Origin of the sequence: Pseudoflavonifractor intestinihominis, assembly GCF_040096055.1 — a bacterium.
Classification (GTDB): domain Bacteria; phylum Bacillota; class Clostridia; order Oscillospirales; family Oscillospiraceae; genus Pseudoflavonifractor; species Pseudoflavonifractor intestinihominis.
Genome location: NZ_JBBMFK010000029.1, coordinates 1 through 12,800, shown reverse-complemented (window position 1 = coordinate 12,800; position 12,800 = coordinate 1). Strand labels below are relative to the sequence as shown.

Here is a 12,800-nt window from a genome sequence, read left to right as displayed (position 1 = left end):
AGCGCCCTGTGCAGAACATGCACAGGGCGCTGTCTGTTGTCCGGAGACAGGGGGGATCAGGGTTCTTCCACGCTGGCCTCGCCGGTCAGGTTTTTGTAGAGCCGGACCAGGAACTGGTAGAACAGGGCCTTTTCCTCCTCGGAGAAGCCGGAGAGCTCCATCTCCTCCAGCTGGCGGCGCAGCTCCATGGAGGCCTCGTGGCGGGCGTACCCGCTGGGGGTGAGGGAGATGGCGGTGGCCCGCTTGTTGCCCGCCACAGCCTTCCGGGTGATGAGGCCGTCAGCCTCCATCTTGTCCAGCAGGCGGGAGATGGTGGCGGGCTCGATGTCGCACATGGCGGCCAGGTCCTTCTGCATGCAGCCGTCGTGGCGGGTGAGAAAGCCGAGGATCTTGGGCTGGCCCACCGACAGGCCCAGCTCGGCGATCATGGGGCGGAAGACGTTGTTCTGGGCGTGGTAGGTTTTCAGCAGCGCGATACTGAAGGGGACATCCATAGAGACAGCATTCCTTTACAAACGGAAGGCTCCGGGAGGGAGCCTGACAGATGGTTCCTATGCCAACTGTTAGCAATACAATTGTAGCAGATGTGAAAAGAATGTCAATTTCTTTTTCCCACAAATCCGTTCTGCCCCAACGGCTCCGCCATGTACACTCTCCCCGCGCAGGGGTTCCGGCGCGGGGAGAGCGGCCGGACTCAGCCCTTTGCGCCCGCCTCCACGGCGGAGCGGATGGCGGTGAACACCTGGTCCTGGCCGTCGCACATGACCAGCAGGATGGTGCCGTCCTCCAGGGTCTCCAGCCGGGCGTTGGCGGCGATGTCGTACTGGTCGGCCAGGTACTGCTCAAAGCTCTGCTTCTGCCGGTCCACAAAGTCCCGCAGGGCCTCCTTCACCGTCTCGTCCTTGCCCTCGGCGGGGTAGACGGCGGCCACGCCGTAGGCCCGCACGTTCATGGCGGAGGCGGAGATGGCGTAGGCGCTCATGTCCCCGGCGGACAGGCCCATCAGCTCCAGCAGGAGGGGGGCCATGTCGTCGGCGTCCGAGGTGATGATGGGGTAGGCGTCGTTCTCATCCTGGCTCCGGGCGTCCTGGATGGCGGAGCGGTAGAGCTCGGTCCGCTCCTGGGCGGTGAGCTGGGACTCCGGCTTTGCGGAGCAGCCGGTGAGCAGCAGGATGGGGAGAAGGATGAGAGAAAAGAACCGTTTCATGTCAAAAACTCCTGTCTTGTTGTGTTTGGGTCTGGGGCGGATGGCGGGGCACGGCGGGGACGGGCTGTTCCGGCGTGACGGTGAGACTGTCGCCGTCCCCGTCCACCACCGCCCGGCCGCCCCGGGCCAGGGCTCCGGAGAGGAGCAGCTCGGCGGCCGGGTCCTCCACCTGGGCGCGGATGGTGCGGCGGAGGGGGCGGGCGCCGTAGTCGGGCTCAAAGCCCTTTTCGGCGAGCAGGTCCAGGGCCCGGTCGGTGACCCGCAGGGACACGCCCAGGCGCTCCATCCGCCCCGCCACGTCGCGGAGCATCCGCCCGGCGATGGCGCGGATCTCCTGCCGGGTCAGCTGGCGGAACACGATGGTCTCGTCCACCCGGTTGAGGAACTCCGGCCGGAACACCCGCTTCAGGTCCTCCAGTACAGCGCCCCGCAGCTCCTCGGGCGAGCGGGTCTCCCCGGCGCTGGCGGCGCGGAAGCCCAGACGGCCCCCGCGGCCTGTGATCCGGGCCGCGCCCACGTTGCTGGTCATGACCACCACCGTGTTGCGGAAGTCGGTTTTCCGGCCCTGGGCGTCGGTGAGCACGCCGTCCTCCATGATCTGGAGCAGGATGCCCCAGATGTCCTGGTGGGCCTTCTCGATCTCGTCGAAGAGCACCAGGGAGTAGGGGCGGCGGCGGACCTTCTCGGTGAGCTGGCCGCCCTCCTCGTGGCCCACGTAGCCCGGCGGCGCGCCCACCAGCCGGGACACGGTGTGCCGCTCCATATACTCGGACATGTCGAACCGGAGCAGGGCGTCGGCGCTGCCGAAGAGGGCGGCGGCCAGGGCCTTGCACAGCTCGGTCTTGCCCACGCCGGTGGGGCCCAGGAAGAGGAACACGCCGGTGGGTCTGCCCGGCTCCTTCAGGCCCACCCGGCCCCGCCGCACCGCCTTGGCCACCGCCTTCACGGCCTCGTCCTGGCCCACCACCTGCCGGTGGAGCTCCTCCTCCAGGCCCATGAGCCGCTGGGATTCCTCCCGGGTCAGGGTGGTGACGGGCACCCCGGTCCACTCGGCCACCACCGCGGCCACGTCCTCGGGGGACACGGAGCCGGTCTGCTGTCCGGCCCGGAGGGCGGCCTTTTTCAGCTCCAGCTCCCGGCGGAAGTCGGCCTCCGCGTCCCGGATCATGGCGGCCTTCTCAAAGTTCTGGTTGCGGATGGCCTCCTCCTTCTCCCGGCAGGCCTGTTCGGCCCGCTCCTCCAGCTGGCGCAGGGCGGGGGGCGTGGCCAGCCGCTCCATGCGCACCCGAGAGGCGGCCTCGTCGATGAGGTCGATGGCCTTGTCGGGCAGGCGGCGGTCGCCGATATACCGGGCGGACAGGGCCACCGCCGCCTCGATGGCCTGGTCGCTGATGGTCAGCTTGTGGTGGGCCTCGTACCGGTCCCGGACGCCCCGGAGGATGGCGGCGGCGGTCTGGAGGTCGGGCTCGGCCACGGTCACCGGCTGGAACCGGCGCTCCAGGGCGGCGTCCTTCTCGATATATTTCCGGTACTCGTCCACGGTGGTGGCGCCGATGACCTGGAGCTCGCCCCGGCCCAGGGCGGGCTTGATGATGTTGGCCGCGTCGATGGCCCCCTCCGCCGACCCGGCGCCCACGATGGTGTGGAGCTCGTCGATGAAGAGGATAATGTTGCCCGCCCGGCGCACTTCGGCGAGGATGTTCTTCACCCGCTCTTCAAACTCACCCCGGTACTTGGTGCCCGCCACCATGGAGGACAGGTCCAGGGAGAGCAGCCGCTTGCGGCGCAGCTCGTCGGGCACGTCTCCGGCGGCGATGCGCAGGGCCAGGCCCTCAGCGATGGCGGTCTTGCCCACGCCGGGCTCGCCGATGAGGGCGGGGTTGTTCTTGGTGCGCCGGGAGAGGATCTGGATGACCCGGCGGATCTCCCTGTCCCGGCCCACCACCGGGTCCAGCAGGTGGCCGGCGGCCAGGCGGGTCAGGTCTTTGGAGAACTGGTCGGCCAGCTTGGTGTCCCGGCCGCCCTCGGCAAAGTCCCGCTCCGACCGGGGGCGGCCCGGGCCGCGGTAGAAGGAGGCGCCGTCGCCTCCCAGGGCGGCCATCACGTCGCCGTACAGCCTGCGGGCGTCCACGCCGCTGTCGGCGATGACCCGGGCGGCCACCCCGTCTCCCTCCTGGAGGATGCCCAGCAGCAGGTGCTCGGTGCCCACGTAGGAGCAGCCCAGCCGGGCGGACTGGGCCAGGGCCAGCTCGATGATCTTCTTGCACCTGGGGGTGAGCCCCTGGGAGGGCTGGCCCCCCGGCGCGCCCACCCCCACCATGCCGGCGATGGCGGCGCGGATGGTCTCGGAGGAGAGGCCGGCGGTGCGCAGCACCCGGGCGGCCATGCCCTGTTCCTCCCGGGCCAGGCCCAGCAGCAGGTGCTCGCTGCCCACGTAGCCGTGGCCCAGCTCGGCGGCGCAGGTCTGGGCCAGCATCAGGGCGGTCTGGGCCCGCTGGGTGAATCTGGTTCCGCTCACGGCCTCACGCCCTTCCGCCGCCGGTTGGGGGCTGGGCCGCCTTGTCTGCCTGTTTTTTCTCACAGTGTGTATGCTCCTTTGCGTTGGTGCGGTTTTGGTGCCTGGCGCTGACAGGCGCGCCCTCCAGGTCGGGGGCCAGACTGCCCGCCGTCTCCATGCGAAAGATAGAATCAGGTATTTTTTTCATAATAATACATCACCTGCCGCTGTGCGGCTCCCTATATTTTTTCCGCCTACAGGGAAATATACCCGACTTCCGCACAATTTAGCATTGCAATTTGGAAAACTTGTGGTACAATGATATCACACTTGAATTGGAGGTGTTTCCAATGGCCTATGTTATCGGTAATGACTGCGTGAGCTGCGGTTCCTGCGAGGGCAACTGCCCCGTGTCCGCTATCTCCCAGGGTGACGAGCACTATGTCATCGACGCTGATGCCTGCATCGACTGCGGTACCTGCGCTGAGACCTGCCCCGTGGGTGCCATCTCCCAGGGCTGATGTACTCTGATGAAAAACAGCGGCGCCGGACAACGGCGCCGCTGTTTTTTTCTCTCAACCAGGAATAGGAAGCCGGAACAGGGAATACCGGCAGAAAACAGGAGGTATGTATGAAGGAACTGAAGGGGAGAGAACTGCTGCTGGTGGGGTTCACCCTGTTTTCCATGTTTTTTGGGGCGGGGAACCTGATTTTTCCCCCCTTTACCGGCGCGCAGGCCGGGACCAGCACCTGGATCGCCTTTGTGGGGCTGGCGGTGTCGGCGGTGGGCTTTCCCATTCTGGGCGTGGTGGCGGTGGCCCGCTCCGGGGGGCTGGACAAGCTGGCGGGCCGGGTGAGCCCCTGGTTCGCGGCGGTGTTCACCTTTCTGATCTACCTGTCCATCGGCCCCTGCCTGGCCATCCCCAGGACGGCCAGCACCTCCTTTGAGATGGCGGTCACCCCCTTCCTGGGGGAGAGCGCGCCTGCCGGGCTGCTGCAGCTGATCTACTCGGTGCTGTTCTTTGCCGCGGCCCTGGCCCTGGCCTTACAGCCCGAGCGGCTCACCGACCGGCTGGGCAAGATTCTCTGTCCCATCCTCATCGCCCTGATCGTGGTGCTCTTTGTGGGGTGCCTGGTCAAGCCGGTGGGGGGCTACGCCGCCCCCAGCGGCAGCTATACCGGCAACGCGGCCATTCAGGGCTTTGTGGACGGCTACCAGACCATGGACACCATCGCCGCCCTCAACTTCGGCATCATCATCGCCCTGAACATCAGGGCCCGGGGTGTGGAGCGCGAGAAGAGCGTGGTGCGCACCACCATCCGGGCGGGGTGGATCGCCGGGGCCATGCTGCTGGCGATTTACGCCATGCTGGCCCACATCGGGGCCATGGCGGGCGGCGTCTTCCCGGGCGCGGCCAACGGTGCGGAGATTCTCACCAAGATGGTGCCCGCCGTGTTCGGCCCCTGGGGCAGCGCCATTCTGGCGGCGGTGTTTGTCATCGCCTGCTTCAACACCTGCGTGGGCCTCATCAGCTGCTGCAGCGAGTACTTCTGCGGGCTGTTTCCCAAGATCTCCTACCGGTGGTGGGCGGTGTTTTTCGCCGTGGTGAGCATGGCGGTGTCCAACGCGGGGCTGAACATGATCCTCAAGGTGTCGGTGCCGGTGCTCAACGCCATCTACCCGGTGGCCATTGTGCTCATCCTCCTGTCCTTCTGCCAGCGGTGGCTGGAGGGCCTGCGGTACGTGTACCCCGCGGCTATCCTCTTTACCGGCGTGGCCAGCGTGCTCTCCGCTCTGCGGGGGGCGGCCCTGCTGCCCGCTGGGGTGGCCGGACTGCTGGCCAAAGCGCCTCTGGCGTCCATGGGGCTGGGCTGGGTGGTGCCCGCGGTGGTGGGCGCCGCCGTCGGTATTCTCCTGTCCCTGGCGACGGGCGGACGCCGGACCCGGCTTGAATAAACAAAAGAAAACGCCGCCCTCCGTATTCAATGCGGAGGGCGGCGTTTTGCTGTTGAGACTTAAAACTGTTCCAGCAGGAACCGGCCGATGCTCTCCATGGCCAGATTGGCCTTGCGGGTGGGGAACATCTGGAACACGTGCCACATCTCGTTCCACACCTCCAGGCGGCAGGGCACCTGGGCGGCGGTCATCCGGTCCCGGAGGCGGATGGAGTCGGAGAGGAGCAGCTCGTTGCTGCCCGCCTGGATCAGGGTGGGGGGGAAGCCGGAGAAGTCCCCGAACAGGGGGGAGAGGAGGGGGTCGGCCAGGTCGTGGCCCCGGGCGTAGGCGGTGCGGACGGCCTTGATGTAGGCCAGGCTGATGGTGGGGTCCAGGGCGGCCCGCTCGGTGTAGGACCGGCCGCTGGCAGTCATGTCGGTCCAGGGGGACATGAGGATGAGGCGGGCGGGCAGCCTGCGGCCCATGGCTTTGAGCCGGTGGCAGAGCACCAGGGCCATGTTGCCCCCGGCGGAGTCGCCGGCCACCACGATGTCCCGGGCGCCGTAGCCCTGGTACATCAGGTAGTCCCAGGCCTTCATGGCGTCGTCGGCGGCGGCGGGGAAGGGGTGCTCGGGGGCCAGGCGGTACTCAAAGGCCAGCACCTCCCAGCCGGTGACGGTGGCCAGCTTGGCGGCCAGGGGGCGGGAGTAGCCCAGATTGCCGCTGGTGTAGCCGCCGCCGTGGCAGTAGAGCACGGCCCGCCGCCGGTCGTGGCCCCGTTCGGGCCGGACCCAGGCGGCGTTCATGCCCTCCAGGGTGAAGGACTCCCACTTCATGCCCAGCATAGGGGCGGCCAGGCGGCCCAGCAGCTCCTGGGCGGCCCGCTGCCGCTCCAGGTCCTCCGGGGCCATGGACTCGGGGGAGGTGGCGGAGTGGATGGCCTTGAGGGCCCGCATCATGGGGGCCAGCCGCCGGTCCTGGGGGGTGTCCCTGCGGTCCAGGGGGCAGATGAGCTTCATCCGGCGTTTTTCAGGTGTGTGTTCCATGGGGACCTCCTTGGGAAAATGGGCAATGAAACGGGGAGAAATGCCCGGAAATACAGGATGGGGTAACATTAAACATAGATTATATCATACTATGCCGGACGGGAAAAGAAAAGAGGCAGAATTTGCGGCCGGCGGGCGGGTTGTAGTTTTGCTCCGTCCATGCTACAATATGGACGCCGAAACGGTCCTGGGGACCGGGAGAAGAGGGAGAGAAGATGGCCAGACACAAGAAGGAAAAGCCGGACTGGTATCCGCTGGACAACGCGGGCGTGCTCTATGCCTCCATCCAGAAGGAGAAGTACTCGGCCATCTACCGGTTCTCGGCGGTGATGACGGAGGAAGTGGACCCGGCCGCCCTCCAGCGGGCGGTGGACCAGGTGATGCCCCGTTTTCCCGGCTTCCGGGTGCGGATTAAGCAGGGGCTGTTCTGGTACTACCTGGAGCCCAACGACGCCCCGGGGCCCTTTGTCCGGCCGGACATCGCCAACCCCTGCCAGCCGGTGCGGTTCAAGGAGGACAACGGCTGGCTGGTGCGGTTCTACTACTACCGGCGGCGCATCTCTCTGGAGGTGTTCCACGCCCTGTCGGACGGCAGCGGCGCGCTGACCTTTTTCCGCACGCTGCTGGCGGTGTACCTGCGGGAGACGGGGGTGGATATCCCCGAGGGCGGCGGGGTTCTGGACATCCATGAGCCCCCGGCCAGAGAGGAGATGGAGGACGCCTATTCCCGCTACGCGGGGAACAGGGTGCTCCGGGGCGGCTGGCAGAAGACGGCCTACCCCAACACCAGTGAAGCGGAACCCTTTTACACCCTGAACGTGACCATGGGCTTCATGCCGGTGGACAGGCTCAAGGCGGTGGCCAAGAGCCACAACGCGTCCATCACGGAGTATCTGGCGGCGGTGCTGATGGAGGCCATCATGGAGAACCAGGCGGCGGAGAAGCCCCACCGGCCCCGGCCGGTGTCCCTGGCCATCCCCATCAACCTGCGGGGCTGGTTTCCGTCCAAGACCCTGCGGAATTTCATCCTCACGGTGCGGCCCTGCATCGACCCCTCCCTGGGGGAGTACACCTTTCAGGAGATCGTGGACCGGGTGCACCACTTCATGCGCCTGAACATCAACCGGCAGGAGATGCGGGCGGTGTTCACCGGCAATGTGCGCTTCACCACCAACCGGTTTCTCCAGCTGATCCCCGTGGTGCTGAAGAACCCGGTCATGTCCCTGTCCTACCGTCTGGTGGCGGCCCGGCCCTACTCGGCCACCTACACCAACCCGGGCCAGTTCAAGGTGCCCCCCGAGATGGCGCCCCACATCCAGCGGATGGAGGTCATCCTGGGCCAGGCCACCCGGCCGTCGCCCCACTGCGCGTCCATCAGCTACGGCAACGTGATGGAGGTGACCTTTGCGGGCACGGGGGTGTCCAGCGAGACGGAGCGGCGGTTTTTCACCCACCTGGTGAAGGAAGGGATTCCCGTGCGGGTGGAGAGCAACCGAACAAACTGACGGCCGGAGGGCCGCCTCAGAGGTGAAAGGATATGTCATACTGCGTCAACTGCGGCGTGGAGCTGGACGACACGGCCCAGTCCTGTCCGCTGTGCCACACGCCGGTGCTCAACCCCAACCAGCCGGTGGACATGTGGGGCCCCAAGCCCTTTCCCACGGAGAAGGGGGAGGTGCCGCCGGTGGCCCGAGGGGAGCTGGCCCTGCTCATCAGCGCCATGCTGCTGTCGGTGGCGGTGTGCTGCGGCGTGCTGAACCTGTTTTTGCGGGCGGAGCGGGCCTGGTCGCTGTACGTCATCGGCGCGGCGGTGATGCTGTGGCTGTGGTTCGTGCCGCCGCTGCTGCTGCGGCGGATGCCGGTGTGTGTGCGGCTGGTGTTTGACGTCCTGGCCGTGGCCCTGTACGTGTTCCTCATCTCCCTGGACCTGGGGGGCGGGAACTGGTACTGGCACCTGGCGCTGCCCATCATTCTGCTGGGGGGCGCCATCGTGCTGTGCCTGGGGCTGATCTTCCGGGGCGGCAAGCGGTCCATCCTCACCACCACCACCCTGATCATCGGGGCCATCGGGCTGTTCCTGCTGGGGGTGGAGCTGTTTGTGGACCGATTCCTCACCGGCGCCTGGCAGCCGGGCTGGTCGCTGATCGTGGTGACGGTGTGCGTGGCCCTGGTGATCCCCCTGGTGATCGTCCGGCGTGTGCCCTCCCTGCGGGAGGAGGTCCGGCGCCGGTTCCATATGTAAAGCAAAAACGCCTGCCGGCATTGTGCCGGCAGGCGTTTTGACATCTTATAGCTCCCCGCTCTGGCCGTGTGGACCCATTTAAAACCTGCACGAAATGGCAGGTGGGTTGCCTCCATGATGTTTCTCCGCTTCCAACTTCCGACCTCGGGAGTCGGGAGGCCTGCGATCCGCACCATGAGTGGGGCATCCCGTTTTAGAAATGTGGGTTTAAATAAAGCCCATCACGCACCGAGCAGGGAGGGAAAAGGAAGACCTTACTGGTCCTCCTCCTCGTCCGCAAACAGCTGCTCCATAAACTGCTGGTAGACCATCTCCAGCTCCTCATCGCTGTCCAGGGTGGAGAGCTGCTCCTCGCCGTCCACCTCCACCACCTTCATGATGATGAGGCCGTACTCCTCGTCCAGGTCCACCTCTTCCACGTCCTTGCCGTCCTCGACGGCGGGGAAGAAGGCCATGTAGGTCTGGCCGTTGTACTCCAGGGTGTCCAGATGCTCCAGCTCAAACTCGTTGCCGTCCTCATCCGTGACGGTGATAAAATCCGGGCCGTACTCTTCGCTCATAGTGTGCACCGTTTCCTTTCCGATGTTACACTGGTATTGTAACCTGAATGCAGAAAAAAAGCAAGAGAGGGACGAGCCAAATTTTATCCTCTGTTTACACCGGAGGCGAAATGTAAATCATTAGGGTGGACAAGAGGGGCATTTGTGTTTATAATAAGGGCTGTTGAATAAACCGTTTTGCGGTTTATTTGTGCGGCAGATGCCGCGTAATCCTTCGAAAACGGATAAAATAAGCCGCTTTTGGGGGATTCAGCGCGGGCTGGCGGGTGCAGCCATCGGCGCGTGGAGACAGAGAACAGAGGACCGATTGATAGAGCACCATAGCTTACGGAGGTGTTATTTTGGCCAATACCAACGAGACCCGGAGCGGCAGTCCGGGTCAGACCCCGGCGCCCCGGCGCAGAAAACGCAGAAGAAAGGGCAGTACGGTGGGCCATGTCTTTGCCACCATCGGCAAGGTTCTGGGCACGCTTGTACTGGTCGGTATCACCACCTGTGCCTTCCTGGCCTGCTTTGCGGCGATCTATATCCAGCAGGTGATCATACCCCAGACAGACCTGAATCTGGGCGACTTCATTGTAGACATGTCTCTCTCCAGCACCATGTATTACAACGACAGCAGCGGAACCCTTCAGGAGCTGCGCACCATCTACGGCTCGGACGGCAACCGGGTCTGGGTGGAGTATGAGGACATCCCCCAGAACCTGATCAACGCCACCATCGCCATCGAGGACCACCGCTTCCGTGAGCACCACGGCGTGGACTGGATCCGCACGGCCAAGGGCGTGCTGACCATGTTCACCGGCGGGGACGTCCAGGGCGGCTCCACCATCACCCAGCAGCTCATCAAGAACCTGACCACCGATAAGGAGGTCACGGTGCAGCGGAAGATTTTGGAGATTTTCCGCGCTCTGGAGTTTGAGAAGAAGTACTCCAAAGACCAGATCCTGGAGGCCTACCTCAACTATATCTACCTGGGCGAGCGCTGCAACGGCGTGTACACCGCGGCCTACACCTACTTCGGCAAGGACGTGTCCCAGCTGTCCCTGGCCGAGTGCGCCAGCCTCATCAGCATCACCAACAACCCCTCCATGTACAACCCCTACCTCAACAAGGAGAACAACACCAAGCGTGCCAATCTGGTCATCAGCCGGATGCTGGAGCTGGAGATGATCTCCCAGGCCGAGTACGACCAGGCCAAGGCCGAGCTGGACGCGGGACTGAACTTTGTCCGGGGCGAGGACGAGGAGCGGGACGAGACCGCCTATACCTGGTATGAGGACCAGGTGATCGCGGACGTGGTGGCCGACCTGATGGAGAAGTACGACTACTCCGAGACCACCGCGCTGAACATGATCTACTACGGCGGCCTGACCATCGAGACCTGCCTGGACATGGACATCCAGAACATTGTGGACTCGGTGTATGAGAACATGGACAACCTGCCCTACATCTCCTCCTCCGGCCAGCAGCTCCAGTCCGCCATCGTCATCGTGGACCCGGACGGCAACATCGTGGCCCTGTCCGGCGGCATGGGAGAGAAGGAGGGCAGCCGTATCTGGAGCCGGGCTACCGACAGCAAGCGGGCCCCCGGTTCCTCCTTCAAGCCTCTGTCGGTGTACGCCCCCGCCATCGACATGGGCCTCATCACGCCGGGCACGGTCTTTGACGACAGCCCCTACCAGCTGGAGAACGGCAGCCCCTACCCCAGCAACTCCTATGGCAGATACCTGGGCCGCATGACGGTCCGGGACGCCATCAAGATCTCCTCCAACACCGTGGCCATCAAGACCCTGGCTCTGCTGACCCCCCAGGCGTCCTTTGACTTCCTGACCACCAAGCTGGGCTTCACCAACAGCGACTCCGGCCTGGTGTACCAGAAGGAGGTGGGCGGCCAGGTCAAGACAGACGTGGCCCTGGCGCCCCTGTCCATGGGCGGCCTGACCAACGGCGTGTCGGTCCGGGAGATGGCCACCGCCTACTCCGTGTTCCCCCGGGGCGGCACCTACCTGGAGAGCCGCACCTACTACCGGGTGCTGGACTCCAAGGGCAACGTGCTGCTGGATACCAATGAGGACCGGGTGCCCGTCACCGCTGTGAAGGACACCACCGCCTGGTATATCAACTCCATGCTCAAGGACGTGGTGAGCTACGACCGGGTGAGCGGCAACATCGCCACCGGCTACGAGGCCGTTCTGGAGAACATGACCGTGGCCGGCAAGACCGGTTCCACCAACTCCAACCGGGACCGCTGGTTCGTGGGCTACACGCCCTACTACACCGCCGCGGTCTGGTGCGGCTACGACCAGCAGGAGCGCATCACCTCCAACGGCAACCCCTCCGCCCAGATGTGGACCAAGGTCATGAGCCAGATCCACGCCGGCCTGGAGAACAAGGACTTCCCCCAGCCCGACGGCCTGACCGAGGTGACCATCTGCACCGAGAGCGGCATGATCGCCACCGACGCCTGCGCCATGGACCCCCGTGGCCTCCAGACCGTAAAGGAGTATTACTTTGCGGGCGACGCGCCCACGGAGTACTGCACCGTCCACAACACTACCCCCTTCCCCGAGGGCGGTCTGGTGACCATCTGCCTGGACGACCCCTTCCTGGACAGCAACGGCAACCCCACCGGCATGTACCACATCGCCGGGGACAACTGCCCCGAGTCCAGCAAGTCCACCGTGTCGGTGCTGGACTTTGTCCGGGAGCGGGTGGGCAGCAATTACAGCATCGCCGACGACATCTTCACCAAGGACTATCTGCTCCAGGCGGGGCAGGGGGCCTACTGCACCGTCCACAACGAGGTGCTGCCCTATGACCCGGCCACCTTCAACATCGACGACAAGACCACCTGGCCCACCCAGGCCCAGTGGCCCGGCTTCGACCCGGAGGACGAGAGTACCTGGCCCTTTGTGGAGAACACCGAGCCGGAGGCGTACGACCCTGAGACCTTTGACTTCCTCAACCCTGAGACCTGGCCCACCCAGGAGCAGTGGCCCGGCTTTGACATCGAGGACAGCAGCACCTGGCCCACGCCGGGGGGCACGCCGCCGGGAACCGACCCCTGGGAGCCCACGGAGCCCGGGGAGACCACTCCGCCGGAGGGCGGCGAGGGCGGCGAAGTGACGCCCACACCCACGCCCAGCCCCAGCCCCAGCGAGACGCCGTCGGAGGAGCCCTATATCCCGGCGGCCTGAGGTAAGCGCGCAGTCATACAAAGAAGCCCCCCGGTTGGGACAGGTGGTCATAAGAAAGTGATTTGAAAGAATTACGATTATGGCATCTGTCAGGCAGGATTGGGCAACGGAG

Annotated in this window: 11 protein-coding genes and 1 other RNA gene; 5 read left to right on the top strand and 7 right to left on the bottom strand. The window is 65.2% G+C overall.

What is annotated here, in order from left to right:
- Positions 1–56 precede the first annotated feature (56 nt).
- From WMO64_RS14320 to WMO64_RS14305, 4 genes are all read right to left on the bottom strand, one after another.
- Positions 57–494, bottom strand: coding sequence for a MarR family winged helix-turn-helix transcriptional regulator (locus WMO64_RS14320; RefSeq protein WP_294522173.1), 438 nt, complete (start codon positions 492–494; stop codon positions 57–59).
- Between the two features lie 200 nt (positions 495–694).
- The gene (locus WMO64_RS14315; RefSeq protein WP_349232403.1) at positions 695–1,207 is read right to left on the bottom strand and encodes a DUF4358 domain-containing protein; all 513 of its coding nucleotides are present in this window, start codon (positions 1,205–1,207) and stop codon (positions 695–697) included.
- A gap of 1 nt (position 1,208) precedes the next feature.
- Positions 1,209–3,725, bottom strand: coding sequence for an ATP-dependent Clp protease ATP-binding subunit (locus WMO64_RS14310; RefSeq protein ID WP_349232402.1), 2,517 nt, complete (start codon positions 3,723–3,725; stop codon positions 1,209–1,211).
- A gap of 4 nt (positions 3,726–3,729) precedes the next feature.
- The gene (locus tag WMO64_RS14305) at positions 3,730–3,912 is read right to left on the bottom strand and encodes a hypothetical protein (RefSeq protein WP_349232401.1); all 183 of its coding nucleotides are present in this window, start codon (positions 3,910–3,912) and stop codon (positions 3,730–3,732) included.
- Between the two features lie 142 nt (positions 3,913–4,054).
- Between WMO64_RS14305 and fdxA the strand changes: the two genes are divergently transcribed.
- Positions 4,055–4,225 carry a 4Fe-4S ferredoxin gene (gene fdxA, locus WMO64_RS14300; protein ID WP_294522184.1) on the top strand — a complete coding sequence of 57 codons (171 nt, stop codon included), beginning with the start codon at positions 4,055–4,057 and terminating at the stop codon, positions 4,223–4,225.
- A gap of 110 nt (positions 4,226–4,335) precedes the next feature.
- Positions 4,336–5,661: a branched-chain amino acid transport system II carrier protein gene (gene brnQ, locus WMO64_RS14295; RefSeq protein ID WP_349232400.1), complete on the top strand. Its 1,326-nt coding sequence runs from the start codon at positions 4,336–4,338 to the stop codon at positions 5,659–5,661.
- 59 nt (positions 5,662–5,720) lie between these two features.
- On the opposite strand, the gene WMO64_RS14290 is transcribed toward brnQ, so the two are convergent.
- Positions 5,721–6,686, bottom strand: a complete 966-nt coding sequence (locus WMO64_RS14290; RefSeq protein ID WP_349232399.1) for an alpha/beta hydrolase — start codon at positions 6,684–6,686, stop codon at positions 5,721–5,723.
- A gap of 215 nt (positions 6,687–6,901) precedes the next feature.
- Here WMO64_RS14290 and WMO64_RS14285 point away from each other — a divergent pair, with 215 nt between their 5' ends.
- Both WMO64_RS14285 and WMO64_RS14280 read left to right on the top strand, forming a co-directional pair.
- Positions 6,902–8,191, top strand: coding sequence for a condensation domain-containing protein (locus WMO64_RS14285; protein WP_349232398.1), 1,290 nt, complete (start codon positions 6,902–6,904; stop codon positions 8,189–8,191).
- 32 nt (positions 8,192–8,223) lie between these two features.
- Positions 8,224–8,928 (top strand): DUF6320 domain-containing protein, encoded by a 705-nt coding sequence (locus WMO64_RS14280; RefSeq protein ID WP_294522195.1) that lies wholly within the window; start codon positions 8,224–8,226, stop codon positions 8,926–8,928.
- Between the two features lie 48 nt (positions 8,929–8,976).
- Here the strand turns inward: WMO64_RS14280 and ssrS are convergent.
- A non-coding RNA gene (ssrS, locus tag WMO64_RS14275) (6S RNA) lies at positions 8,977–9,170 on the bottom strand.
- Between the two features lie 12 nt (positions 9,171–9,182).
- A complete protein-coding gene (locus WMO64_RS14270) occupies positions 9,183–9,488 on the bottom strand; it encodes a DUF1292 domain-containing protein (RefSeq protein ID WP_294522197.1) in 306 nt (101 codons plus the stop codon).
- Between the two features lie 341 nt (positions 9,489–9,829).
- On the opposite strand from WMO64_RS14270, the gene WMO64_RS14265 reads away from it, so the two are divergent.
- Positions 9,830–12,688: a transglycosylase domain-containing protein gene (locus WMO64_RS14265; RefSeq protein ID WP_294522199.1), complete on the top strand. Its 2,859-nt coding sequence runs from the start codon at positions 9,830–9,832 to the stop codon at positions 12,686–12,688.
- The last annotated feature ends 112 nt before the right edge of the window (positions 12,689–12,800 follow it).